At 63.3% G+C, this 24711-nt stretch carries 20 protein-coding genes; 5 read left to right on the forward strand and 15 right to left on the reverse strand.

Going from position 1 to position 24711, the window contains the following annotated elements; translation table 11 throughout:
- Nucleotides 1–9: 9 nt before the first annotated feature.
- Genes HFL01S_RS09845 through HFL01S_RS09865 form a run of 5 tightly spaced genes read right to left on the reverse strand, consistent with a single transcriptional unit; the run spans nucleotide 10 to nucleotide 5164 of the window.
- Nucleotides 10–2172, reverse strand: coding sequence for a type IV pilus secretin PilQ (locus tag HFL01S_RS09845; RefSeq protein ID WP_066257997.1), 2163 nt, complete (start codon nucleotides 2170–2172; stop codon nucleotides 10–12).
- 5 nt (nucleotides 2173–2177) lie between these two features.
- Nucleotides 2178–2732, reverse strand: coding sequence for a pilus assembly protein PilP (locus HFL01S_RS09850; RefSeq protein WP_066257884.1), 555 nt, complete (start codon nucleotides 2730–2732; stop codon nucleotides 2178–2180).
- On the reverse strand, nucleotides 2729–3433 hold the full coding sequence (locus HFL01S_RS09855) for a type IV pilus inner membrane component PilO (RefSeq protein ID WP_066257886.1): 705 nt from the start codon (nucleotides 3431–3433) through the stop codon (nucleotides 2729–2731). Before HFL01S_RS09855 ends, HFL01S_RS09850 begins: the two co-directional genes overlap by 4 nt.
- A gap of 13 nt (nucleotides 3434–3446) precedes the next feature.
- Complete coding sequence (locus tag HFL01S_RS09860) at nucleotides 3447–4088, reverse strand: PilN domain-containing protein (RefSeq protein WP_066257888.1); 642 nt, start codon at nucleotides 4086–4088, stop codon at nucleotides 3447–3449.
- The gene (locus HFL01S_RS09865) at nucleotides 4085–5164 is read right to left on the reverse strand and encodes a pilus assembly protein PilM (protein WP_066152775.1); all 1080 of its coding nucleotides are present in this window, start codon (nucleotides 5162–5164) and stop codon (nucleotides 4085–4087) included. Before HFL01S_RS09865 ends, HFL01S_RS09860 begins: the two co-directional genes overlap by 4 nt.
- Before the next feature lie 271 nt (nucleotides 5165–5435).
- On the opposite strand from HFL01S_RS09865, the gene HFL01S_RS09870 reads away from it, so the two are divergent.
- Nucleotides 5436–7856, forward strand: coding sequence for a penicillin-binding protein 1A (locus HFL01S_RS09870; RefSeq protein ID WP_066257889.1), 2421 nt, complete (start codon nucleotides 5436–5438; stop codon nucleotides 7854–7856).
- Here HFL01S_RS09870 and cyaY read toward each other — a convergent pair.
- Nucleotides 7846–8175: an iron donor protein CyaY gene (gene cyaY, locus HFL01S_RS09875; RefSeq protein ID WP_066257890.1), complete on the reverse strand. Its 330-nt coding sequence runs from the start codon at nucleotides 8173–8175 to the stop codon at nucleotides 7846–7848. The two genes, HFL01S_RS09870 and cyaY, sit on opposite strands and share 11 nt — an antisense overlap.
- A 45-nt stretch (nucleotides 8176–8220) precedes the next feature.
- Here cyaY and lptM point away from each other — a divergent pair, with 45 nt between their 5' ends.
- Entirely contained in the window at nucleotides 8221–8421 is a 201-nt protein-coding gene (gene lptM / locus HFL01S_RS24655) for an LPS translocon maturation chaperone LptM (protein ID WP_157538827.1), read from the forward strand.
- Here the strand turns inward: lptM and msrQ are convergent.
- From msrQ to HFL01S_RS09900, 5 genes are all read right to left on the reverse strand, one after another.
- Entirely contained in the window at nucleotides 8402–9040 is a 639-nt protein-coding gene (msrQ, locus tag HFL01S_RS09880) for a protein-methionine-sulfoxide reductase heme-binding subunit MsrQ (RefSeq protein ID WP_066257892.1), read from the reverse strand. The genes lptM and msrQ overlap by 20 nt on opposite strands.
- Nucleotides 9040–10044: a protein-methionine-sulfoxide reductase catalytic subunit MsrP gene (msrP, locus tag HFL01S_RS09885; RefSeq protein ID WP_066257894.1), complete on the reverse strand. Its 1005-nt coding sequence runs from the start codon at nucleotides 10042–10044 to the stop codon at nucleotides 9040–9042. The genes msrQ and msrP overlap by 1 nt, the downstream gene beginning before the upstream one ends.
- Before the next feature lie 61 nt (nucleotides 10045–10105).
- Nucleotides 10106–11470 carry a c-type cytochrome biogenesis protein CcsB gene (gene ccsB / locus HFL01S_RS09890; protein ID WP_066257896.1) on the reverse strand — a complete coding sequence of 455 codons (1365 nt, stop codon included), beginning with the start codon at nucleotides 11468–11470 and terminating at the stop codon, nucleotides 10106–10108.
- A complete protein-coding gene (locus HFL01S_RS09895; RefSeq protein ID WP_066257999.1) occupies nucleotides 11467–13608 on the reverse strand; it encodes a cytochrome c biogenesis protein ResB in 2142 nt (713 codons plus the stop codon). The genes ccsB and HFL01S_RS09895 overlap by 4 nt, the downstream gene beginning before the upstream one ends.
- A gap of 164 nt (nucleotides 13609–13772) precedes the next feature.
- Complete coding sequence (locus HFL01S_RS09900; protein ID WP_066257898.1) at nucleotides 13773–14387, reverse strand: c-type cytochrome; 615 nt, start codon at nucleotides 14385–14387, stop codon at nucleotides 13773–13775.
- A 103-nt stretch (nucleotides 14388–14490) separates the two neighbouring features.
- Here HFL01S_RS09900 and yihA point away from each other — a divergent pair, with 103 nt between their 5' ends.
- Complete coding sequence (gene yihA, locus HFL01S_RS09905; RefSeq protein WP_066257900.1) at nucleotides 14491–15210, forward strand: ribosome biogenesis GTP-binding protein YihA/YsxC; 720 nt, start codon at nucleotides 14491–14493, stop codon at nucleotides 15208–15210.
- Here yihA and HFL01S_RS09910 read toward each other — a convergent pair.
- Entirely contained in the window at nucleotides 15201–16112 is a 912-nt protein-coding gene (locus HFL01S_RS09910) for a lysophospholipid acyltransferase family protein (protein ID WP_084383191.1), read from the reverse strand. The two genes, yihA and HFL01S_RS09910, sit on opposite strands and share 10 nt — an antisense overlap.
- Nucleotides 16109–16984: a lysophospholipid acyltransferase family protein gene (locus HFL01S_RS09915; RefSeq protein WP_066257902.1), complete on the reverse strand. Its 876-nt coding sequence runs from the start codon at nucleotides 16982–16984 to the stop codon at nucleotides 16109–16111. The genes HFL01S_RS09910 and HFL01S_RS09915 overlap by 4 nt, the downstream gene beginning before the upstream one ends.
- A gap of 209 nt (nucleotides 16985–17193) precedes the next feature.
- Here HFL01S_RS09915 and metK point away from each other — a divergent pair, with 209 nt between their 5' ends.
- Both metK and HFL01S_RS09925 read left to right on the forward strand, forming a co-directional pair.
- On the forward strand, nucleotides 17194–18372 hold the full coding sequence (gene metK, locus HFL01S_RS09920) for a methionine adenosyltransferase (protein WP_066257905.1): 1179 nt from the start codon (nucleotides 17194–17196) through the stop codon (nucleotides 18370–18372).
- Between the two features lie 165 nt (nucleotides 18373–18537).
- Nucleotides 18538–20616 (forward strand): PAS domain-containing sensor histidine kinase, encoded by a 2079-nt coding sequence (locus HFL01S_RS09925; RefSeq protein ID WP_066257907.1) that lies wholly within the window; start codon nucleotides 18538–18540, stop codon nucleotides 20614–20616.
- 21 nt (nucleotides 20617–20637) lie between these two features.
- Here HFL01S_RS09925 and HFL01S_RS09930 read toward each other — a convergent pair whose 3' ends face one another.
- Together HFL01S_RS09930 and HFL01S_RS24660 are read right to left on the reverse strand one after the other, a co-directional pair.
- Nucleotides 20638–22392, reverse strand: a complete 1755-nt coding sequence (locus HFL01S_RS09930; RefSeq protein ID WP_169802327.1) for a sensor domain-containing diguanylate cyclase — start codon at nucleotides 22390–22392, stop codon at nucleotides 20638–20640.
- 50 nt (nucleotides 22393–22442) lie between these two features.
- Entirely contained in the window at nucleotides 22443–24698 is a 2256-nt protein-coding gene (locus HFL01S_RS24660) for a carotenoid biosynthesis protein (RefSeq protein WP_157538823.1), read from the reverse strand.
- Between the last annotated feature and the right edge of the window lie 13 nt (nucleotides 24699–24711).

Consider the following 24711-nt stretch of genomic DNA (forward strand, 5'->3'; position numbering starts at 1 on the left):
CCAGTAATTTCAACGACGCGCCATGGCGCCTTCAGTGATCGAGCGCGGCGTAATAAAGACCAGCAACTCCTGCTTACGCGACGACTTGTTCTTGTTCTTGAACAGATTCCCGACAATCGGCAGATCCCCAAACAAAGGCACCTTGGCAACGTCTTCGGTTTCCTCTTCAGTAAAAATACCACCGATTACCACAGTGCCACCATTTTCCACCAGCACCTGTGTCTGTACATGCTTGGTATTGATGGCAATGCCAGCAGCAGTCGTCTCGCCACGGCTGTCTTTGTTGATATCCACATCCAGAATGATGTTGCCTTCCGGCGTGATCTGGGGTGTCACTTCCAGCTTGAGGTTGGCCTTACGGAAAGCCACCGCAGTGGCTCCGCTGGATGTCGCTGTTTGGTAGGGGAATTCGGTTCCCTGCTCAATCAGCGCCTTCACCTGATCGGCAGTCACAACGCGGGGGCTGGAAACAATCTTGCCGCGACCATCCGCCTCAAGTGCCGAAATTTCGAGGTTAAGGAACCGATTGGCCGCCGAACTGAACAGCGACACGGCGAAAGCAGCGGGCAGGAAGCCACCTGCACCAGTCGACGGCAGGTTAACAAAGCTGGTGTTGATGGTATCCAGCGTGTTTTCAGACTCAACAGTGGTGCTGGACACCGCGTTGTAACTGCCACCAATGGCCACCCGGTTGGGTCCACTGACAGGGTATCCCGCCTCGCCTCCGCGGACCCCACGCAAGTCACTGCCGCCCAACCGAACTCCCAGCGACCGGCCAAAACGATCGTCGGCCTCCACAATGCGTGCCTCGATCAGCACCTGGCGAACCGGTATATCCAGTTTGGCGATCAGCTGCTGAACCTGCTCAAGCTTGGAAGGAACGTCTGTCACGAACAGTTGGTTGGTACGGGGCTCTGCAATGACGCTACCGCGGGCTGAAAGAATGCGCGCGCTGGCTCCACCAGCACCGGATGACCCGCCAGCACCGGAAATCTGCCCGGCAATGTCGCTGGCCTTGGCGTAGTTCATCTGGAAGCCTTGCGTACGCAGGGTCTCCAAACTTTCGACAGATGCCTTGGACTCAAGCTCCTGCTTCTCACGTGCAGCAATTTCGTCTTTCGGTGCAATCCAGAGCACGTTGCCGCTTTTGCGCATCCCAAGACCCTTGGCTTGGAGGATGATGTCCAAGGCCTGATCCCAAGGCACATCTTTGAGACGCAAGGTCACTGCACCGGAAACTGAGTCTGAAGTCACCACGTTGAAGTTGGTGAAATCAGCTATCACCTGCAGCAGTGAGCGAACCTCAATGTTCTGAAAGTTAAGAGACAGTTTTTCACCGTTGTAACCAGGCCCCTGAGTCAGCTTGGACGGGTCCAGCTTCTGTTCCCGAATTTCCAGCACAAACTGGTTATCACTTTGATACGCGGAATGCTCCCACAGACCTGTAGGGGTCACCAACATGCGCACCCGGTCTCCAACCTGGCTCGTCACGACAGACTGAACTGGAGTACCGAAATCGGTAACGTCCAGCTTTCTCCGCAGGCCTTCCGGAAGTGTGGTCTTGAGAAAGTCCACCACCAGATCCTTACCTTGCTGTCGGATGTCAACACCAGTTTGGTTGTTTGCAAGCTCGACAACCACCCGTCCCGAGTTGCCCACCCCGCGACGAAAGTCGATGTCCTTGAGCGCTGCGGGATCTGCATTCCCCGAAGGAGCAAATGCCGCAGGAGCGGTCTGTACCACTGGGGCCGCCGAAGCCGAGGCTGAGCCGTCCAGAACCAACAACAAAGTTTTGCCATCCAGCTTGGCCTGGTATGTGGATGGCTGCTTGAGATTGATGACCACCCTGGTCCGATCTCCCGCCTGCACAACATTGGCGGAGCGGATATTGCCCTGACCGATATCCAGGGCGCTGCGACCAATCCCATTGACGACGCCTGGGAAGTCCAGAGCAATGCGCGCTGGAGACTGAATCGTGAACCCAGAGGGAACTGCGCTCAGCGGTTCAGCAGTCTCAATGCGAATCACTTCAGCGCCCGACTGAATACTGCCTGTCAATGACTGAATGGAGTTTTGCGCAAAAGCAAAAGTACAGGCCAGCAAAGAGCCCGCGAATAATGACAGCCCACGCAGAGCGGTATGACGCCCACCAAGCAACGCCACCTGATGCATCTTTTTCATTTGGTCGATTCCTCTTGTAACTGCAGTGCCGCAGGTCGCTCAATCCACTCACCGGCTGCGTCCTGCACAATTTCGCGCAAGACAATCTGGTTTTCTTCAATTTTCAGGATGCGCCCGTAGTTTTGACCCAAATAACTCCCAGGGGATACCTGATACAACAAAGCACCAACCTTCAGAAGCCCAACAAGCTGACCGCCTCGATTCAAGCTGCCAACCATCTTCATGGTATCCAGAGGAAACGCCTCAAGGGGCTGCTTCCTCCGATTAAGTTCGGGCTCAATAAGCGCAGACTGTCCGGAAGGCAATGTCTGCCCGCTCTTCAGAATACTGGCAAGCTTTTCATTGCTGAACGGTTCAACGAAGCGCTCGCCGCCATAAGCGTAAGGCTCAAATTTGGTTGGCTCAGGGATGGGCTTAACATCCGGCTTGATGGAGTTCCGTTCACGCTGCATCCATGCACTCAACTCCTCCTGATCGGAGTCCGCGCAGCCAGCAACGCTCAAAGCCAATGCCAAAATCACCCCCCCGCCGACAAAGCATCTGTAGTTCATTTGACCGCCTCAGTCAACTTTTTACCTGAAGGCTTCTTTCCCGTGGTCGCTTTCTGCTGCACTGCAACTTCATCCTGATCAAGATACCGAAATGTCTTGGCAACGCAATCAAGAGTCAAAAAGCCATCCCTGTCTTTTACAGGAACGATCGCCAAATTGTTCAATGTCACGATTCGGGATAAATTGGCGATATCCGCAGCAAATAGGCCAATGTCGTGATACCCGCCAGTGACCCTGACCGTGATTGGAAGCTCTGCGTAATACTCCTTGACCGAGACCTGACCAGGGCGGAATAACTCAAACTGAAGACTTCTTCCCAATCCAGCTTGGTTGATATCGGAAAGGAGCGCATCCATTTCGGCTTTACTTGGAAGCTGCTTCTCAAGTTGTGCAACGTATTGCTGCACCTGCTCCAACTGCTTCTTCAATGCATCCAAGTTGACTGCTTGCACCAGCTTTTTTCGGTAGTCATCACGAAGCGTCTGTTCGCGGGCCTGTTCGGTCAAGAGCTCTTCATCAACAGTCTTCAACCATGTAAACCACAGTGCCGCAATAACCGCAGCACATACCACGATAAAAAGCAGATTCCTCGGCAGAGCGGGCCATTGGGATGGATCGTTGGGATCAAGCCCAGAAAACTGGATACGCAGCTTTTCCTGAACCGATTTCAGGTCGACCGATACTTTGGGGGGTTTTGCCATTTTGGAGAACCCTTCAGACCTTGTTTGCCACAGCAGCGCGCGCCGCGGGCTTAGACGGCTTCACCACGGCCGTTTCAGGTGCCTTAGAGCTACTGGACGGACGATTCAGCATGGCGCGGATTGTGAAGTTGGACACTCTGCGCTGCTCTTTGCTGGATACGGAGGCATTGGCTGCAACAATTTCGACCAGTTCCGGCTTGATCAGCCATTTGGTCTTGGTTGAAAGACTGCGCAAAAAGTCGGAAACCCGCTCCTGCGATTGAGCCGTACCTGTCAGCAAGACGCTTTGATTTTCCTGCTTCATGCTTCGCAGATAAATGCCGTCAGGCAACTCGCCCACCAACTCCTCCAGCAGATGGACCGGCATGTTGCGATCTGCTTGAAGATCTTCAACTGCTGTCTGACGAGCACGCAGAGATGCAATCTGTGCCTGCAAAGTCGCAATATCCTTGATCTCGGCGTCCAACCGCGCCGTTTCCTGCTTCAAAAATGCATTGCGCGCTTGCTGATCGGCGATACGGCCTTGGTACCACGTGTACACCGCGCCACAGATGATGCCGCCGAGCAAAGCAGACAAACCCAGCTGGGTGAAGAACTGCTCTTTCCGCCGCTTTCGCGTTGCTTCGCGATGCGGCAGCAGGTTGATGAGAATCATTGGTGAAACCTCCGCAAGGCAAGACCGGTGGAGGTGAGATAGGACGGGGCCTCCCTGGCGATCTTTCTCGCTTGAACGGAAGAGGCCATTTCCATGCCGTCAAACGGATTGATCACCATGCACGCGAAGGAGGTTTGATGGGTCACCGCTTCGGTCAACCCTGGCAGAGCAGCACTTCCACCAGCCAGCAAAATGTGATCCACCTTGTTGTGCGGCGTACTGGTAAAGAAAAACTGGAGTGCCCTGCCAACCTCTTGAGCCATGCTCTCGATGAATGGCTCCAAGACGGCAGACCGATAGTCGTCTGGCAAATCACCCGAGCGCTTTTTCGCCTCCGCCTCATCGGCAGAAAACCCGTACTGTCGAACAATCAGTTGAGTAAGCTGTGCACCGCCAAATGCCTGGTCACGCTCGTACAACACATCGTCGTTGCGCATCACCTGCATGCTCGTGGTCATCGCGCCTACTTCAAACAGTGCCACCAGTGAGTCGACACCTTGGTTGGGCAGCGTCTCGATCACACGGCCCGCAGCCATACGAGAGGCGAAGGGCTCCACGTCCATGATCACCGGCTTCAGCCCAGCTGCTTCAGCGAGACCCTGGCGATCAGACACCTTTTCCTTGCGAGATGCTGCAATCAGCACCTCGGCATCCCCAACAGAATTGGCGCTAGGACCAATCACACAGAAGTCCAGGCTCACTTCGTCAAGTGAAAATGGAATGTACTGATTGGCTTCTGACTCGACTTGTGCCTCCAGCTCCTTGTCTGACAGGCCGCCAGGCAGAACGATTTTCTTGGTGATCACAGCCGACGCCGGCAGAGCCATGGCGACGTTTTTTGTCTTGCTGCCGCTCTTGCGTACCACCCGGCGAACCGCCTCCGCCACCTCGTCGAATTTTTCGATGTTGCCATCGGTGATCCAGCCCCGCTCCAAGGGCTCAATGGCGCATCGCTCAAGAACCAGATCTCCGGATCGGTTGCGGCCCAGTTCAACCAGCTTGACACTCGACGAGCTCACATCGATGCCCAGCAGCGGCGCCGGATCCCGGCTAAAAAACGACCCCAATGAGATCAAGGTGGCCCCCAGAAATGGTGGCGCCAGAGGGCGCCGGACTTAAGAAATCACTTCAATGCTAGCAGCAAGCCCTTTGTGCAGCAAAGAATTTACATGTTTGGCACAAACAGAAACGTTGTCAAAAGCATACGCAAAAAGTCGGGGGTAGACCGTGGAACACCACCCCCAAGGCCGTGACCAGCCCTGACCGTCGACAATATGGAGCCAGTGTTCCGGGTCGTCACTCAGGGGCCTGAGTTTTGATGTTCCAACACAGCTTTCCACCCAACGCATGGCCCAAGAAACCGACGCATCACGACCCGACCACCCGACCGGTGCGCCCCTCGTGCTTCGATGGATTGGCAAGGGGCTGGCCACCCTCGCCGGGCTTGCGGTCGCGTCGACGCTTGCATTGCTGATGGGCGTGGGGTTGGCGTTGGCGGTGGCCTATCCCAATCTCCCTGACGTGGCCGATCTGGCCGACTACCGACCGAAGTTACCGCTGCGTGTGCTCACCGCCGATGGCCAACTGATCGGGGAGTTCGGAGAGGAACGGCGCAATCTGCTGTCCATCAAGGACATTCCGGATGTCATGAAGAATGCGGTGCTGGCCATCGAAGACTCCCGGTTCTTCGAGCACAGCGGGGTTGACTACCGCGGAATGCTGCGAGCGGCTCTGGCCAATCTGGGACAGGCCAAAAGCCAGGGTGCGTCCACCATCACGATGCAGGTGGCGCGGAATGTCTATCTCTCCGCGGAAAAGAGCTACACCCGCAAGATCTACGAGGTGTTGCTCACGTTCAAGCTGGAGCATCTGCTGACCAAGGAACAGATCCTCGAGATCTACATGAACCAGATCTTCCTGGGTCAGCGCGCGTATGGGTTCTCCACCGCCGCGCAAACCTATTTCGGCAAGCAGCTCAAGGACGTCACCATTGCCGAGGCGGCGATGCTGGCCGGCCTGCCCAAGGCACCATCGGCCTACAACCCGATCAGCAATCCGAAGCGGGCCCGCACCCGGCAGCTTTACATCATTGACCGCATGCTGGAAAACGGATTCATCACGGCCGACGAGGCGCAGCAGGCCAAGGCTGAGGAGCTCAAGCTTCGCCCGATGAATGTACAGCTCAAGGTGCATGCCGAATATGTGGCCGAGATGGTCCGCCAGGCGATGGTGCAGCAATACGGGGAAGAAGCCTACACCCGAGGTCTGGTGGTCACCACCAGCCTGAAGGCCAACGAACAGGAAGCGGCCTATCGGGCGTTGCGCCAGGGCATCCTGGATTACGAGCGTCGCCAGGCGTACCGCGGCCCCGAACAGTTCATCACCCTGCCCGAAGACAAAGCTGCGCAGGCGGATGCGATCGACGAGGCCCTTAACGAACGCCCTGACAGCGATGACCTGATGTCGGCCGTGGTGCTGTCTGCCAGCCCCCGCAAGGTGGTGGCCATCCGGCAGGACGGGGACCCCTTTGAGATCACGGGAGAGGGCTTGCGCCCCGCCGCATCGGGCTTGAGCGAGCGCGCCGCGCCGAATATCCGCATCCGACCTGGGGCGGTCATTCGGGTGGTCAAGGGGCAGAACAACTCCTGGCGGATTTCCCAGTTGCCGGAGGTCGAGTCTGCGTTTGTGGCGCTGGACCCTCGCAACGGAGCGATTCGGGCCCTGGTGGGTGGTTTCGATTTTCAGAAAAACAAGTTCAACCACGTGACACAGGCCTGGCGCCAACCGGGTTCCAGCTTCAAGCCATTCGTGTATTCGGCGGCCCTTGAGAAGGGGGTGACGCCGACGACCGTGGTGAACGACGCACCGCTGTTCTACTCCGCCGCCGAAACCGGCGGCAAGCCCTGGGAACCCAAGAACTACGACGGCCAGTTCGAAGGACCGATGTCGGTCCGCCGTGCGTTGGCGCGCTCCAAGAACATGGTGTCCATCCGAGTGCTGCAGCTCGTGGGTACACAAAGCGCCCAGGAATGGGTGACCCGTTTTGGCTTCGAGGCCGACAAGCACCCGCCGTATCTCACCATGGCCCTGGGCGCCGGAGCCGTCACCCCCATGCAGATGGCAGCCGGATACGCCGTGTTCGCCAATGGCGGCTATCGGGTGACGCCTTCGCTGGTCACCAAGGTGGTCGAGCACAAGGGACGGGTGCTGTACGAAAGCCAGCCCGAGGCCCCAACCGAATCGCAGCGAGCCATTGAGCCGCGCAACGCATTTGTCATGAGCAACCTGCTACAGGAGATCACGCGCTCGGGCACGGCGGCACGTGCCCAGGCGGTGCTCAAGCGCCCCGACCTGTATGGCAAGACTGGCACAACCAACGATTCGATGGATGCCTGGTTCGTCGGCTACCAGCCCACCGTGGTGGCGGCCGCCTGGGTCGGCTACGACACGCCACGCAATCTGGGCAGCCGCGAAACCGGCGGCGGCCTCAGCCTGCCGATCTGGATTTCCTACATGACAGAGGCACTCAAGGGTGTGCCAGTGGCTGAGATCGAGGCCCCGGCCGGGGTGATCCATGTTGGCAACGAGTGGTACTACGAAGAGTACGGCCCGGGCCGCGGTGTGCGCGGATTGGGGCTGAACGACCCCTGGCCAGGCTCAACGCCGACCGGGGACCCGGCGTCCAGCGATCAGGACGCCGGAGACACCGGCAAGGCTCCCGCCGAAGGGGAGGACCGGCGCAGCATCCTGGACCTGTTCAGAAACTGAAACTCAGCGGTTGCCCCGCCTGCTCACTGGCGCAGCGCGACAGGTGGTCAAAGAACTCACCATGTCCTTTGGTGTCCATCCACTGGGACCCATCCCAACGGTAATGAAAGCCGCCCGCGCGCGCCGCCATCCAGACTTCATGCAGCGGCTTCTGCAGGTTGATGATGATCTGGCTGCGGTTGGAAAACGTCAGTGTGACCATGCCACCCACCCGCTGGTTGTCCAGGTCGGCATCGCTCTCATCATTGATGCGGTCACAGCCGCGCTCCACAGCCTTGAGGAGCGCTTCGGCCAGGTCCATGTACTCGGAATCGGTCATTACAATGCCACCACTATGTCGAACAAAACCATTGTAGGTGGCCGTATGTTCCGTTGCAGTGCCTGGTCTGCGGTGGCCTTGCTGGTCGTGTCGACGGCGATCACGGGCTGCGGCCAAAAGGGCCCGCTCTACATGCCAGCCCCTAAGGCATCGGCATCGACTCCGGCGAAACCAGCCCCCACGAATCCCGCCAACAGTACGGTCCCGGCCCCGCCAGCTGAACCCGCTACCGATCCCGCGCGCTGACCATTCCCACAGCGCCGTTTCGCATGGGGCGCTTGAGCCGGCGCCACAGACGCCATCCCAGCAGGCCGCCAAGAATGGCGGCGTACACCGCCACCTCAGCGAAGTCCTGCTTGCCAGCGCGCATCCAGAAGAAATGCAGCACTGCCAGCGCGGCGATCGCATAGACGGATCGGTGCAGTGCTTGCCAGCGGGCCGCCCCGAGCCAGCGGATGGCCCGGTTGAACGACGTGGCCGCCAGCACCAGCAGCAGCAGCCAGCCCAGTGTGCCGACCAGGATGAACGGGCGCTTGGGCACGTCGGCCACGATGTCCTGCCACACGAAGCCCATGTCGAACCAGGCATAGGCCAGCCAGTGCAGGCTGGCGTAGAAGAACACGAACAGACCGAGCATGCGGCGCAACCGTGCCAGCTGTGGCCAGCCCATCCACACGCGCAGGGGAGTGACAAGCAGCACCAGCACCAGCGCTCGCAGACTCCAGTCGCCCAGCGAACGGATCAGCGCTTCAGCCGGATTGGCACCCAGCCGGTCATTGAATGCCGCCCATACCAGCCACGCCAATGGCAATAGCCACAACACAAACACCACCGGCTTGACCGCCGGATGGCCCAGCCAGCGCATCAGTAGAACTTCTTGAGGTCCATGCCCGCGTACATCGAGCCGACCTGCGCTTCATAGCCGTTGAAACGCTCGGTCTTCCGTCGTTTGGCCAGGAGACCACCCTCATCGCCGATGCGGCGCTCGGTGGCCTGGCTCCAGCGGGGGTGCGGCACATCGGGGTTCACGTTCGAATAGAAGCCGTACTCCTGCGGCGCAGCGATGTTCCACGCCGTCTTCGGCTCTTTTTCCACAAACCGGATCTTCACCAGCGACTTGCCGCTCTTGAAGCCGTATTTCCACGGCACGACCAGCCGCACAGGTGCGCCGTTCTGGTTCGGCAACACCTCGCCATACATGCCAAAAGCCAGCAGGGTCAGCGGGTGACGGGCCTCGTCCATGCGCAGGCCCTCCACATAGGGCCAGAGCAGCACATTGGAGGTGACACCGGGCATCGTGTTGCGATCGGCCAAGGTCACGAACTCGACGTACTTGGCGCTGCCTTGGGGCTCCACTTGGCGGATCAGCTCGGCCAGCGAAAAGCCCACCCAGGGAATCACCATCGACCAGCCCTCGACGCAGCGCAGGCGGTAAATGCGCTCCTCCATCGGCGACAGCTTCATCAGATCGTCGATACCGAACGTCCGCGGTTTGTTGACCAGCCCCTCGACCGACACCGTCCAGGGCCGTGGTTTCAGCGTCTTTGCATACGCCGCCGGGTCGGATTTGTCTGTGCCGAACTCGTAAAAGTTGTTGTAGGTGCTCGCGTGCTCGTAGCTGGTTAGCTTGTCGGGGGCTTGGGCACCCGCCACCGTGGACCGCACCGACGGCAGAGGCAGCAGCTTGCCAGGCCGAGTCACCGCCGCCTGCGCGAGCGCATCGCGCGATGCCCACGCAGCGAGGGCTGCGCCGCCGGCACCGAGCGCCATGCGCTGCATCCATTCACGGCGCCCAAGGTATGCGTCGCGTGGCGTGATCTCGCTGGAAAGGGGGTGCTGGAAACCGTTGTCGGTGGACCGGATGATCATGGCGTGCTCCTGAGGATGGACATCCGTCGTGGGAGCCGCCAGTTTCTTACAAGTTCGGGAATCAGAGTTCGCCGTAGCTGTGAAGCCCCGACAGGAACATGTTCACACCCAGGAACGCGAACGTCGTCACGGCCAGGCCGACCAGGGCCCACCAGGCCGCGACCGTGCCGCGCAGGCCCTTCATCAGGCGCATGTGCAGCCACGCCGCGTAGTTCAGCCAGACGATCAGGGCCCAGGTTTCCTTGGGGTCCCAGCTCCAGTAACCACCCCATGCCTCGGCGGCCCAGAAGGCGCCGAGCACAGTGGCGATGGTGAAGAAGGCGAAGCCGACTGCGATCGCCTTGTACATCACGTCGTCCAGCACCTCGAAGCTGGGCAGGCGCGCGGCAATGCGACCACGCACTGCCAGAATGCCACCGACGATCAGGGCTGAAATGCCGAAATAGATGAACCAGTAGCTGCCGCCCTTCTCGGTCGCTCCCTGGCGGAACACGATGGGTTCAAAACACAGCACCACACCGAGGATGAACAGCGGTGCCAGCTTGTACCAGCGGGTTTCGCTGGCGCTCTGCTTGATCAGGTAGGCAAAGGCCAGCATGGCCGAAATCGCGAAGGTGCCGTAGCCAATGAAGTTGGCCGGCACGTGCAGTTTCATCCACCAGCTCTTGAGCGCCGGCACGAGCGGCTGGATCTGGTGAGCTTCACGCACCACCGTGTACCAGAGCAGGAACCCGACCGCAGCGCTGACCACCAGCATCACGAAGGCACCCATCGAGCGCGTCTTGTACTGGTCTTCGTAGTACAGATAGAAAGCGGCCGTCATCCAGCAGAACAGCACGAACACCTCGTAGAGGTTGCTGACCGGGATGTGGCCGATGTCCGGGCCAATCTGGTGGCTCTCGAACCAGCGCACCATGGTGCCGACCAGCGCCAGCGTCACCGCCACCCAGGCCATGCGCGAACCCAGCGCTTCGAAGGTGTTGCCATCGCGCGAGAACATGCCCACCCAGTAAAACGCCGTGCTCATGAAGAACAGCATGCTCATCCACAGGATCGCGGACTGGCTGGAGATGAAGTACTTCAGCAGGAACACCGTGTCGGCGCGCGCCAGCACAGCAGCCCCGCCGTCCGGGGGCAGGTACAGCCAGATCGCCAGCAAGGGCAAGGCCGCGACCACCGCCATCAGCCGGCTCATCGGGCGCCAGAACCAGCCGAGCCAGATCAGCACCGGGGCGGTACCCACCAGGATCCACTTTTCGTAGATGTCCATCGCGGCGTCGTAACGCACAAACGCCCAGGCGGCCCCGCCGATCACCAGGGCGGCGAACAGCCAGTCCCACGCCGTGCGGCTGGCGAGAAAACCCGGGCCCAGGCCCACGCCCTGCCGGTTGTTCTTCAGTTCAAAGGTCTGGGTCGCTGTGTTCATGTATTCACCTTCAGCAATTGGGTCTTCAACTGGTCGAACTCCTGATCCGACTCCATCGTCTTGCGATTGGAAGACAGGGCCATGGACGCCTGGCTGTGGCCATCCGCACCCGGCGCCAGCCAGATCCAGACGCGCCGTTCACGCACATACAGCATCGCAAACACACCGAGGATCAGCAACACGCAGCCCAGGTAGACGATGGTCTGGCCGGGCGCGCGGGCCACCTGGAAGACGCTGGCCTGCACGTGCTGGAAGTCCTTGAGCTGGAAGGTCATCGGCGCCGGGTAGTAGAAGCTGTCGCTCAGGCTCAGCACCGCGCGCGACATGAACCGCTGGGTGGCGTCGTCCCGAGGCAGTGGCGCCAGGCCCGCCTTCTCACGGCCCAACTGGGCCAGTTCGAACAGCGTGCCATTGAGGATGCGCACCAGCACCTCGCTGGCACGCTCACGCTCGGCCTCGGGCACATTGGATTCAAGGAACGCCGACACAGCGGGAAGGCCGCCACGGATCTCGGCGTCCATCCCGGGAGGCACATCCTTGGCTGGCGGCAGCTTTTCGGCGCCGGAAAACAGGCTGATGGCCCGCTGCGCCGAAGCCTCCAGCGCCTGGCTGAGCTCCGGCTTGTCGGGTTCCACGGCCAGCGCGGCATAGCGCTTGACCGCCTGGGCCCGCATCGCCGGATCGGCCAACGCCGAGCGCAGGCGCACAAAGCCCTCGATGCTGTCCTTGTCGTCCACAGGCACGCGCAGGTAGCGCATCGGTTCGGACGGGGTTTCGCGGGCGCCCATCAGATAGACCCGTGCGCCGTCCAGCTCCATCGGCAGCATGTAGTTGTGGAATTCGACCGCCTGCCCGGCAGCGTCGCGCAACTTGTAGGTGATGCTGGGGCCGACATTGCGCAGCTTCTTTTCGGTGACCGTCTTGTGACCCGAGCCCAGCCGGCTCTCGATCGACTCGCGCAGGTCGACCTTTCGCACATCGGTGGCAGCGCTGTCGTCCTGGCTGAAGTTCTCGACGTTGATGACCCGGAGCCCGGTGTATTCGAGGGTCAGCTTGCTGTCGCCATTGGTGAGCGAGGACGAGCCGCCGATCACACCCGAAATCTCGAACGGAGCGACCACGGCACCCATCGGGTAGGCCTGCAGGCTCACCTTCGAACCACCGTCGTCGAAGCTGCTCTGGTAAATGTTGATGCCGCGGTGGTTGGCCGGGTGGTTGACCTCGACGCGCGCGGGTTTCTTTTCGCCGGTCTCGTGGTCGTGGATCACGATGTCGCTGGCGAACAGCTTGGGCATGCCGGTGTCGTAGTACTCGACAATGAACTTCTTGAGCTCGACCGAGAACGGAAGATCCTGCAGCATCACGCCGTCGGACTGGCTGAGGATGGCGGTGGACGAACTGGTGCCTTCGGTCACCAGCAGGTTGCCACGGAAGGTCGGGTTGGAAGGCGAGAGACGGTGCTGTGCGGGCACGTCGGCGATCATGCCGCCGCCGCTGAACGAGCTCTTGCCGTTGAACCACATCTGGGCACGGACGATCAGGTCGCCATCCAGCAGGCCACCGATGCACACCAGGACGATGGCGCTGTGCGCGGCCAGATAGCCGATCTTGTTGGCCGTGCCCTTCTTGGCGGCGACCATCCAGCCCTGCCCTTCCGACACCGCTCGCGACTGCAACTTCACCCGCCACCCGGAAGCCAGCAGCGTCTGACCAACCCGGTGCGCAGCCGCCTCGGGCGCTTCGGCCAGCGTGCTTTCCCCCCGGTGAGGAAAGGACTTCAGGCTCTGCTCGCGGATGTTTTCCTTGAAGGCCTTGAAGTCGGCAAAGATCTTGGGGGTGTTGCGGACGATGCACAGGGAGGTGCTGATCACCAGAAACGCCAGGATCAGCAGGAACCACCAGACGCTGTAGACCGTGAACAGGCCGGCCTTGCCGAACACCTCGGCCCAGAACGGTCCGAACTGGTTGACGTAGTTGTTCAGCGGCTCGTGCTGCTTGACGACGGTGCCGATCACCGAAGCGATGCAGATGACCGTCAGCAGCGAGATCGCGAACCGCATCGACGACAGCAGCTCCACCATGTTGCCAAGCACACGGGAACCGGATCGGAGCTGGAAACCTTGGGTGGAAGCGGTCATGAAAGCGTTGAAAACAGAAACAGGGCGGTTCCGGTACAGCCAGAACACACCCTGTTGTGAGTCGCCAGTGGTCTGGCAGTTCAACCGGTATGCAATCGCACCCGCATTTTCCCGCCAAACATTATTGGTTGCTTATATCCCCCGGGTCCGCGGGGGTCTTATGGTCAGCGCAGGCCGGCGATGTAATCGGACACGGCCTTGATTTCCATGTCGTTCATCTTGGCGGCCACGCCGGTCATCTGGGCGTTGTTGTTGCGGGCACCAGCGCGGAACGCGTTGAGCTGGGTGCGGGTGTACTCGGCATGTTGGCCCGACAGACGCGGGTACTGGGCCGGAATGCCAGACCCGGTGGGGCCGTGGCAGCCAGCGCAGGCGGCGATCTGGCGATCCTGGATGCCACCCCGGTAGATGCGCTCACCGACGCGGACCAAGTCCTTTTCGGTGGCAAAACCGGTGGTGGCATTCTGGTCGGCCAGCCAGTAGGCGATGTTGCGCATGTCCTCGTCGGACAGGGCGGAAGCAAACCCCTTCATCACCGCGTTGTCGCGCTTGCCCGACTTGAACTCCTGCAGCTGCTTGACCAGGTACTCCGGGTGCTGGCGGGCGAGCTTGGGATTGGCGGGCGTGGTCGAATTGCCATCGGCCGCGTGACAGGCCACGCACACCTGGCCGTACAGGGCAGCACCCTTGGCAAGATCGGGCTTGGCGGTCTGAGCATGAGCGCTGAACGACAGGACGGCCGCTGCGGCGGCGCAAAGAAGTGATGCAGGCAATTTCATGTCTGGGGCTGTCGTCACAGGGACGGCGTCGGGTTGATTGGAATTCGCAGGGAAACAGAAGACAACCGGGGGATTTTACAATGGCCCATTGGTAATACCCCTGATGACCCACGCCCCCACCTCCTCCTCCACCGCCCCGCGCCCCACACGCCCGGACCCCAAGATCGCCCATGGCTGGCTGCACACGGCGCGATTCCTGACCACCGCGCCACAGCTGGAGCACCTGCCTGCCCTGGATCTGCCGGAAATCGCTTTCGTCGGGCGCTCCAACGCTGGCAAGTCGACCTCGATCAACACGCTGACCCAGCAGAAGCGCCTGGCCTTCGCATCCAAGACACCGGGTCGCACGCAGAGCATCAACCTGTTCGCACTGGGCAAGCAGGGCGTCACCGATGCGGTGCTGGCCGATCTCCCGGGCTATGGCTACGCAGCGGTGCCCAAGGAAGCCAAGCTGCGCTGGCAGCGCGTGATGGCCAACTACCTGGTCACGCGTGAAAACCTGCGTGCGGTGGTGCTGCTGTGCGACCCGCGTTTGGGGCTGACCGAGCTGGACGAGGCCCTGCTGGAGATCATTCGCCCTCGCGTCGAAGAAGGTCTGAAGTTTCTGGTGCTGCTGACCAAGGCCGACAAGCTTAACCGTGCAGAGGCCAACAAGGCATTGTCTATCGCGAAGCTGCAGGCCGGCGGCGGCGAGGTCCGGCTGTTCTCGGCGCTCAAGAAGCAGGGCCTGGACGAGGTGGCGCTGCTGCTCTGGGACTGGGCCCATGAAGCGCCCGCCACGCCCCCGGCTGCGGACGAAGGCGCCGACGACGCTCAGCGATAGAACGAGGGTTCACCCGCCGGTCGGGTCTTGAAGCGCTTGTGCACCCAGTAGTACTGCTCGGGTGTTTCATCGATCCACTCCTGCAACTGCCGGTTCATGCGCGCGGTGTCGGCCACCACGTCCTCGGTCGGAAAGTCCTGCCAGGGCGGCAGCACCGTGATGTCGTAGCCCTCCGGCGTCAGGCGGCTCAGGATGGGCAGCACGCGAGCACCTCCCATGCGCGCAAAGCGCGAGAGCGAGGGAATCGTCGCCGCCGTCACCCCATAAAACGGCACAAACACCGAATCGCGGGGCCCATAGTCCATGTCAGGCAGCATGTACAGCGGCTCCCCGGCCCGCAGTGCGTTCACCAGCGCCTTGAGCCCGGCGCTCTTGGCCACGATGTGCGGCTCGCCGAAGCGGCGCCGGCCTTCGGCCATCCACTGGTCCATCACCGGGTTGCGCTGGCGGGCGTACAGGCCACAGAAGCGGCGCTCCACATGGGCCGTCAGCCCGATCCAGCCCGCGTCCATGCCGACAAAATGCGGCGCGAACAGCAGTGTCGGGGCCGTGCTCTGCAGTTCGTGCACCGCACCCCGCAGGCGCAGGCGGCTGCGGACCTGCTCCGGGTGTCCCTCCCACAGCCAGCCCCGGTCCAGCCAGGCCTGGGCAAACAGCACGAAATGCTGGCGCACCATGCGCCGGCGCTGCGCGGCGTCCTGCTGGGGAAAACAGAGCCCGAGGTTGATCTCGGCGATGCGGCGGCGGCGCCCCACCAGGGCGTACAGCAGCCATCCGAGCACCGCGCCCAACCCTCGCAGCCAGGACAGCGGCAGGTGGCGGGTGATGCGCAACATGCCCAGCACCGCCAGGCTCAGCAAGGTTTTCAGGATCGGGCCGCGCGAAGGCGAAGAAGCGGTCATGTGGAGCGCTCGGCCTCCAGCCGTGCCGAATGGCTGACGCCGGACGGCGACTTGTAGCGGTCGTAGGACCAGAGGTACTGGGCTGGACACTCCCGCACCAGGGACTCCATGGCGAGATTGATCTGGTGCGCCGCATCCTGCGGGTCCGCCGACAGCTGACCACCCGCTTCAGGGCGGAAAGGCCGCAGGCGCACCCGGTAGCCGCGCCCCCAGGACAGGCGTTCGCCCCAGATGAGCAACACGCGGGCCCCCGCTGTCAGCGCCAGCCGGGCCGAGAGGGTCATGGTGTAGGCGTCACGGCCGAAGAAAGGCGCCCAGACCCCCTGCCCTTCGGGCGGCACCTGGTCGGGCAACAGCCCTACCCCCTGGTGCTGCTTAAGGGCCTTGATCAGCTGCTTGACGCCCGCGAGCGTGGTCGGTGCGGTCAATAGGCCGGGTCGGCTGCGGGCCTGCTCCATGATTTCGCGCAGCCAGGGCTGGCGCGCCGGGCGGTACAGCACGGTCACCGGCATGCGGTCGCCGAAATGCTGGGCAAACAGCTGCGCGGTGACTTCGAAACACCCGAGGTGCGGGGTCAGGAACAGGACGCCATTGCCCTCGGCAATGGCCTGTTCGATGAGCTCCCGGCCTTCCCACTCCAGATGCACGGGTGCCCCCAGCCACAGGCGCGGCAGCTCGGTGACCATCTTGCCCGCCTCCGCCACCGAGGCGAGCGCAACCGACCGGGGGAAACCGGCCTGCGCTGCGTGGCTGAACAGGGTGCGCCGGTAGCGACCGGACAGGGCAAAACTCAGCCAGCCCAACAGCCAGCCAAGGCCATGCAGCAGTGGCAGCGGCAGGCGCGAAAGAAACCGGAACAGGAGTGGATACAAAGCCGTCAAACCAACAAGAAGGCGGGTCTCGCCACCGCTTTTGAGTGCATCTCCGGGCGTCTTCAACACGCGGCCGCCATGCGGATGGGCGTAAAATCCGCCCATCGCCGAGTTATTGAACTAATTGCGGGGCGATTCACAAATACCGCTAAAGCGTTCGCCGAACCCAGAAAGACCGGCAACGCCGGTTCAAACATTCTGGAGTTTATATGGCGAACGACTTTCTCTTCACGTCCGAATCCGTCTCCGAAGGCCACCCCGACAAGGTCGCCGACCAGATCTCGGACGCCATCCTCGACGCGATCTTCAAGCAGGACCCGCGCTCGCGCGTGGCCGCCGAGACGCTGTGCAACACGGGCCTCGTGGTGCTGGCGGGTGAAATCACCACCAACGCCCACGTCGATTACATCCAGGTGGCGCGCGACACCATCAAGCGCATCGGCTACGACAACACCGAGTACGGCATCGACTACAAGGGCTGCGCGGTCATGGTCTGCTACGACAAGCAGTCCAACGACATCGCCCAGGGCGTGGACCACGCCAGCGACGACCACCTGAACACCGGTGCCGGCGACCAGGGCCTGATGTTCGGCTACGCCTGCGACGAAACGCCCGAGCTGATGCCCGCGCCGATCTACTACGCGCACCGCCTGGTCGAGCGCCAGGCCCAGCTGCGCAAGGACGGACGCCTGCCCTTCCTGCGGCCCGATGCCAAGAGCCAGGTCACCATGCGCTACGTCGACGGCAAGCCGCACAGCATCGACACCGTGGTGCTGTCAAGCCAGCACGCGCCCGAGTGGAGCCTGGGCGACAAGATGAAGCCCGAGTTCAACGAGGCCATCATCGAAGAGATCATCAAGCCGGTGCTGCCCAAGGAATGGCTGCAGAACACCCGCTACCTGATCAACCCGACCGGCCGTTTCGTCGTTGGTGGCCCGCAGGGCGACTGCGGACTGACCGGACGCAAGATCATTGTGGACACCTATGGCGGTGCCTGCCCCCATGGTGGCGGTGCCTTCTCGGGCAAGGATCCCTCCAAGGTCGACCGTTCCGCCGCCTACGCCGCGCGCTACGTGGCCAAGAACGTGGTTGCCGCCGGCCTGGCGCGCCAGTGCCAGGTGCAGGTGGCCTACGCCATTGGTGTGGCCAAGCCGATGAACATCACGGTGTACACCGAAGGCACCGGCAAGATCAGCGACGAGAAGCTCAGCGCCATCGTGGCCGAGGTGTTCGACCTGCGTCCGAAGGGCATCATCCAGATGCTGGACCTGCTGCGCCCGATCTACGAGAAGACCGCTGCCTACGGCCACTTCGGCCGCGAGGAGCCGGAGTTCAGCTGGGAACGCACCGACAAGGTGGAGGCGCTGCGCGCTGCCGCCGGCCTGTAAGTCCTTTGCCTTCCTCTCGACAAAAGCCCCGCATCGCGGGGCTTTTTTATGGTTCCAAGCGGCGGGCCACAGGTCCACAATGCCTGAAGTTTTCCGTCCGGTCGCCGATACGGATGGAACGGCAACTCATGCCTTTTGCAACGCCACGACCTGGAGCCTGGAACCATGGAAACCCCTGTCTGCCCGGATCGGACCGACACCGCCAGTCCCGAACTTGAACGCCTGGTGGCTTTGCGCACGCAGGAGCTCAAGATCGCCCTGGAGCGTGCACAGTCGCTGTATGACCAGGCCCCCTGCGGGTATTTGTCGCTGGACGCCGACCTGCGATTTGTCAACCTCAACCGCACACTGCTGGACTGGCTCGGCTACGAGCGCGAGGAACTGATCGACCAGCATCGCGACCTGGCGTCGCTGCTGGAGCCGGAGTGGACGGCGCTCATGCGCGTGCGCATGCAGCACCTGATCGACACGGGCCGCACCGACCCGCTGGAACTGGAGGTTCGCCGCAAGGACGGCTCCCGCTTCCACGCACTGTGTTCCTCGACCTCGGTGGTCGATGCGCAAGGCCGCTTCCTCTACAGCAACACCACGGTCACCGACATCAGCGAGCGCAAGGCGACAGAGCAGCGGCTGGCCGCGCACGACGCCTTCCTGCGCAGCATCACCGACCGCATCCCGACGCACCTGGCCTACTACGACAAGGACCTGATCTGCCGGTTTGCCAACACCGCCCACGCGGCGCGCAGCGGCCGTCTGGTCAGCGAGATGGTGGGGGCCCACCTCAGCCAGCTGGTGGACCCCGAGCAGTTGCCGGACATCCTGCCGCACGTGGCCGATGCCCTGAACGGCCAGAAGCAGACCTTCGAGGCCGAGCGCACCGAAGCCGACGGCTCGCGCAGCTTCTACGAGATCCATTACATCCCCGACTTCCAGCTGGGCATCGTCGAAGGCATCTTCATCGAGCTGCACGACATCACCGAGCGCCGCCGCACCGAAGAGTTCGTGCTGGAGGCCAACCGCGACCTCGAAGAGCGCGTGCGCGAACGCACCGCCGAGCTGTTCCAGAGCGAGCAGCGCTACCGCCTGATGGTCGACGCCATCCAGGACCACTGCATCTACTTCGTCGACGAGTCCGGTGCCGTCACCGAATGGACCGAAAGCGCCCAGCGCCTGCACGGCTTCACGCGCACCCAGATGATCGGCAAGCCCTACCTGCGGCTGCTGGCGGTGGACAACGCCGGAGAAGACGAGGTCGACCCGGCGCAGGTGCTGCGCCTGGCCACGGCGCACGGCCAGTGGGAAACCCGCGGCTGGCGCCTGCGCGACGACGGCTCGCGCTTCTGGGCGCACACGGTGCTGACCGCGCTGCGCAACGAGGCCGGCGAGCTGCAGGGCCTGTCCTGCATCACGCGCGACATGACCGCCGCCAAGAGCCTGGAGGACGTGATGAACGACCTCAACAAGGAACTGGAAAAGCGCGTGGCCGAACGCACCCAGCAGCTGGTGGCGGCCAACAAGGACCTGGACGTGTTCTCGCACATGGTCTCGCACGACCTGCGCGCGCCACTGCGCCACATCAGCAGCTTCGTCACCCTGCTGCAAGAGCAGCTGGGCGAGGTCAAGGACCCGATCGCGCAGCAGTACCTGAACTCGATCAACAAGGCCAGCAAGCGCATGAGCCACATGATCGAAGGCCTGCTGGAATACGCCCGCCTCGGCCGCGTGGCCATCGAGGCCCAGCCGGTGCCGATGGCACCGCTGCTGGAGGGGCTGATCGCGCACCTGAAACAGGAAAGCCAGGGCCGCAATATCGAATGGGTGGTCGAGGACGACCTGCCGGTGGTGCGTGGCGACGCGATGCTGCTGGCCCAGGCCTTCGGCAACCTGCTGAACAACTCGGTCAAGTACACGCGGCCGCGCGAGAAGGCGCACATCGAGGTCGGCTGGAAGATCAATCCCGTGGGCGGCCGCACTTTCTTCGTTCACGACAACGGCGTCGGCTTCGACCTGGAGAAGGCGCACAACCTGTTCGTGATGTTCCAGCGCCAGCACCACTCGATGGACTTCGAGGGCACGGGCACCGGCCTGGCGCTGTCGCAGCGCATCATCGAGCGCCACGGCGGCCGCATCTGGGCCGAAAGCGCGCCCGGCGAGGGCTGCACTTTCTACTTCACGCTGCCGTTCGATGGGCCCGAGCCCGAGATGGACTTTCCGAAGTCGTCGATGGCCGACCTGACGGTCTGAGCACCCGGCCCGCCGCCGGGCTCAGATCTGAAGCGGCGGCTGCGAGAGGTGCAGCACCACCTTGCGCGGATCGTCGGAGAGGCGGTCCAGCGCCCGGTTCAGGCGCGCCAGCAGGCGCTCGTCGTCGAGCGCATCTTCCAGCGAGTCCTTGTCGTCCGGCGGGGTGCTGGACACCAGGCGGAAGCGCAGAGGCAGTTCGACGGGCAGGTTGGGCACCTTCTCCAGCCCCTTTGCCACCACGTGCTGGCCCAGCAGCTTGAGCAGTTCGGGCTTCTGCGGACCTTCAATCAACATGGCAAAGCGGGTGTCCGAGATGCGGCACACCGTGTCCACGTCGCGCACCACACTGCTCAGGCGGGACGCTGCCACCACCAGCGCCCGGTCACCGGCCTCGCGCCCTTCGCGCGCCACGATGTCCGCGTGGTTGGACAGCTCCACCAGCATCACGCCGCAGCGGTGTCCTGAGCGGCGCGCCCGTTTGAGCGCGTCGCGCAGGCGCAGAAGCAGCACCGGCGTGATCGTCAGGCCCGTCAGCGGGTCGGTGCTTTCCATCGCGCGCAGCCGCGCCCGGTTCTCGCTGAAGTCCTTGGCCCGCCGGTGCAGGATGTAGAGCAGCAGCGGAATCTCGATCGCCGAGCCGATCAGCACGCCGTACTGCGTGGCAATGCTGTCGGGCAGCACGCCGGCGCTGCGCAGCGCCGGGAACGGGTAGCCCAGGTGGACCGGCAGGAAGCCCAGGAAGAGCCAGCCGGCGTAGGTCTCCCCCCGGCGCCAGGTCCAGATACAGAGCGCGATGCTCAGCACCACCGACAGCAGGCCATAAAGGTTGAGCAGCTTGAAGGCCAGCGGCGACAGCAGGGCCGCGTAGACCAGGGAATAGACCATGCCGAACAGCGACCAGGCCACCACGAAGCGGTCGACCCCCTGGGAATGGCGCGGCACCGCGCAGGCCTCGCGCACGAACCAGATGCCCGAACCGGTGAGCCAGAGCATGAAGAACGACGGCGCCAGGTCGTTCCAGGTCGCCCAATGGGGCCAGAAGAACAGCCCCCCGATACCGGTGAACGAGGCCTGGAAGCCCAGCATGGACGCCACGTAGAAACAGTAGGCGACAAAGGCACGGTCACCATACAGCCGGACGTGAACCCAGCCCAGGAACAGCACCAGCAGCCCGAAACCGAGGTAGCCGCCGATGAACAGGAAGGTGGCGTAGCGCTTGGACTGCAGGTTCTCCTCGGTCAGCAACTGCAGCCGCGGGCTGGTGGGCGTCGGCGAGTTGGTCAGCCGCAGCCACAGCGGTTCGGTGAGCCCGGGGGTGACCGCAAACACAGGCGTCTGGTCGGGGTGGCTCCACTCGGCCACCGGCAGGTGGTCGCCGGCGCGCTGTTCGGTCCATCCCCCGTCCGCCCCGCGGGTGTAGAGGCGGGCGTCGTTGGTGAAGGCGGCGGCGGTCAGCAGCAGGTACCAGCGCCGCTCGGGGTCCAGATGGCCGGGCTCGATGCGCACCCACAGCGCCGACGAACCGAGCTCGAACGAGCGGTAGTGGTCCATCGACTCCCAGGTGCCCGGGGGTTCGGCAGCGACCTGGTCCACCGTGGCGCTGCCCAAGGTGTCGATCCAGAACCGCGTGGACAGGGTGATGTCGCCCTCGCCCGGCACCTCATCGGCCCGGGCCGCGAGGGGCAGCAGCGCGGCCAGCACCAGCAGGCCCAGCAACACCATGTGCCAGCAGGCAGGGGCACAGATGCGGAGGCGGGCGATGGCGCAAGACGGCATGGCCGGATCGTAGCGGCTGCGCCGCGCAGATGTAACAAAGATCACACCACTCATCCGGTCGTGGCGCCATCTGTCGCGTGAACGCCGCGGATCGGCCGCCGGTGCCAGTCACCGGTGGTGGTCAGCCGGTCTTCAAGACGGTTCACCCAGTCCGGTGCCAACGGGTCGTCGCTCCAGCCAGCAATCAGCTCGCCCATGGGGTTGAGCACCCGGTCTGGCAGCGCCAGGGGCCGGGTCTGGTTCATCAGGAAGCGGGTGAGCAGGTGGTAGCCGACGGCGCGGGTGAACAGCCGGGACAGCGAGAACCCGGGCACCACCAGGCCGACGACGCCATCGGTCACGCCCACCAGCAGGCGCCCGACCTGGAACACCAGCCGCGTGGCCCAGGAGACATGCTCGTCGATGCCGATGCGGGCCGCCGTGTCGGGGCCGATCAGCCAGCGCGTCAGCGGCACCGGCAGGCCACGCAGCACCGGCACGCGGATCGATTGCGCCATGGCCGCCACCAGCGCCCGGCCCAGCGGCGGCCGGGGATCGGCCTGGCCTTGCAGCAGCGGAGCCTGCGCCTGCAGCACGTCGAACAGCGCCGCCGCCTCGTCCATGGTCCAGGCCATCAGCTCCCGGCGCACGCCCAGCACATGGCCCATCACGTTCCAGGCGTGCAGGTAGGCCTCCTCGTCCTCGCGCGGCAGGCCCAGCCCGAGGGTGCGCATGCCCTTGAGGAAGGAGTAGCTGAAGGTCAGCAGGGTGTAGGCCAGTTCGATCTGGTTGCAGGGCAGGCCCTGGGCGTCGACGTCCCAACCATGCGCGGCGAGCGCGCTGTGCATGCGGCGGTCGGCATCCGCCAGCACCTGCGGCAGCACGCGCCCGCGCACCTTCTGCGGGTCGCCGCGCAGGATCAGGTGGCGGATCGTGGCGTGGATCAGCCGCACCTTGAGCACCTGGGCCACGCCCGAGCCTTCGGGGTCGGTCAGGCCGCCCTTCATCATCACCGGGAACACCATGGCGGCGGTCTGGCGGATGCGGTGCTCGGTGTGCTGTTCCAGCTGGCCGGCGATGTGCAGCACCTCGGCCAGCTGCGGCATCACATAGCACTCGGGCAGGCTGGAGCAGAACAGCAGGGTGCAGGACAGCGGGCCGTGCTCCATGAAGAGGGCCTCGGCCCGCGCGATCTTGCCCGCGTCGGCCCAGTCGGGCAGCGCCCTGGCCTGGGCCACATAAGCCTCCAGCGCGGCGGTCACCTCGGGATCGGCCTTGCTGCCCGCCGTCCAGCCCGGCGCCAGCGCCGCGTTGTGGGTCCAGGCCGACATCAGCTGGTTGGCCTGCGCCAGGCGGGTCGCCCCCTCCCCCGTGACCGCGCTGTCGCCCGTGCGCCGGCCGATCAGGGCGGTGATGGTGTCGTCCGCTGTCGGGTCGGCCTGCATCGACATAGAGGCCACATCGAGCCCGGCCAACGGACTCGCATGGGCGGCGCGCTGGTGCGGGTGGGACCACTGGCGCCAGGCGGCCCAGGCCACCACCACCGGCAGGCCCATCGCAAAGAAAGCGATGGCCCGCACCTCGATGGGGTGGCCCAGCAGCACCTGGAACACCAGCCCGCTGGCGTAGATGAGGATGGGCACCAGCACCGCCAGCGGCAGGCCATCCTCGGGCGGTGGCGAGCGGCGCGGCGCGGCCAGCGCCTGGAAGCTGCCGACGATGATCAGCGACACGGTCATCCAGCCGGCAAAACCCTGCAGGGTCTCGCCGAACCAGCCGCCGTCGGTCTTCTGCATGATCCAAGCCTTGAGCACGAACACGAAGTACGGGTCGGCGCCCAGGTCGAAGGAGGTGATCACCATCGCCGCCAGCCAGGCCGTCAGCAGGCCGCTGCGGAAACCGGGATTCGCGTGGACCGGCTGGCGCCAGAGCATCAGCGAGGCCATCACGTAGCCGATCAGCGCCAGCGCGAACCACATGAGCGGAATCGCCAGCGGCACATCCCCCAGGCGCGGGCCGAGCACCTCGGTGTAGGTGTAGCGGCCGAAGAACCAGCCGCGCGAGGAACCCATCTGCTCGGCGAACCAGCCCAGGCCCAGGGCCAGCAGCATCAGGGCGCGCGTCCGCCGGTAACCCAGCAGCCGGGTGGCCGACCAGGCGCAGACCCAGAACATCACCGCACACGAGCCCACCAGAGCCAGGGTGAGGCCGGGGTAGTGCCAGGCGGTCCAGATCAGCAGCAGCGCCGTGCCGGCAGCCGCCGCCTGGAATACCGCGCGGTCAAAAACAGATGGGGTGGAGGAAGTGAGGGCAAAAGAAGGGGCCACAGCCAACGGCTTT

Source organism: Hydrogenophaga flava NBRC 102514 (assembly GCF_001571145.1).
Lineage (GTDB): Bacteria > Pseudomonadota > Gammaproteobacteria > Burkholderiales > Burkholderiaceae_C > Hydrogenophaga > Hydrogenophaga flava.

Excerpts from the sequence above, each read along its gene's own strand:
- HFL01S_RS09845 (WP_066257997.1), bottom strand. The coding sequence starts at position 2,172 with ATGCATCAGGTGGCGTTGCTTGGTGGGCGTCATACCGCTCTGCGTGGG.
- HFL01S_RS09850 (WP_066257884.1), bottom strand. The coding sequence starts at position 2,732 with ATGAACTACAGATGCTTTGTCGGCGGGGGGGTGATTTTGGCATTGGCT.
- HFL01S_RS09855 (WP_066257886.1), bottom strand. The coding sequence starts at position 3,433 with ATGGCAAAACCCCCCAAAGTATCGGTCGACCTGAAATCGGTTCAGGAA.
- HFL01S_RS09860 (WP_066257888.1), bottom strand. The coding sequence starts at position 4,088 with ATGATTCTCATCAACCTGCTGCCGCATCGCGAAGCAACGCGAAAGCGG.
- HFL01S_RS09870 (WP_066257889.1), top strand. The coding sequence starts at position 5,436 with ATGGCCCAAGAAACCGACGCATCACGACCCGACCACCCGACCGGTGCG.
- cyaY (WP_066257890.1), bottom strand. The coding sequence starts at position 8,175 with ATGACCGATTCCGAGTACATGGACCTGGCCGAAGCGCTCCTCAAGGCT.
- lptM (WP_157538827.1), top strand. The coding sequence starts at position 8,221 with ATGTTCCGTTGCAGTGCCTGGTCTGCGGTGGCCTTGCTGGTCGTGTCG.
- msrQ (WP_066257892.1), bottom strand. The coding sequence starts at position 9,040 with ATGCGCTGGCTGGGCCATCCGGCGGTCAAGCCGGTGGTGTTTGTGTTG.
- msrP (WP_066257894.1), bottom strand. The coding sequence starts at position 10,044 with ATGATCATCCGGTCCACCGACAACGGTTTCCAGCACCCCCTTTCCAGC.
- ccsB (WP_066257896.1), bottom strand. The coding sequence starts at position 11,470 with ATGAACACAGCGACCCAGACCTTTGAACTGAAGAACAACCGGCAGGGC.
- HFL01S_RS09895 (WP_066257999.1), bottom strand. The coding sequence starts at position 13,608 with ATGACCGCTTCCACCCAAGGTTTCCAGCTCCGATCCGGTTCCCGTGTG.
- HFL01S_RS09900 (WP_066257898.1), bottom strand. The coding sequence starts at position 14,387 with ATGAAATTGCCTGCATCACTTCTTTGCGCCGCCGCAGCGGCCGTCCTG.
- yihA (WP_066257900.1), top strand. The coding sequence starts at position 14,491 with ATGACCCACGCCCCCACCTCCTCCTCCACCGCCCCGCGCCCCACACGC.
- HFL01S_RS09910 (WP_084383191.1), bottom strand. The coding sequence starts at position 16,112 with ATGACCGCTTCTTCGCCTTCGCGCGGCCCGATCCTGAAAACCTTGCTG.
- metK (WP_066257905.1), top strand. The coding sequence starts at position 17,194 with ATGGCGAACGACTTTCTCTTCACGTCCGAATCCGTCTCCGAAGGCCAC.
- HFL01S_RS09925 (WP_066257907.1), top strand. The coding sequence starts at position 18,538 with ATGGAAACCCCTGTCTGCCCGGATCGGACCGACACCGCCAGTCCCGAA.
- HFL01S_RS09930 (WP_169802327.1), bottom strand. The coding sequence starts at position 22,392 with ATGCCGTCTTGCGCCATCGCCCGCCTCCGCATCTGTGCCCCTGCCTGC.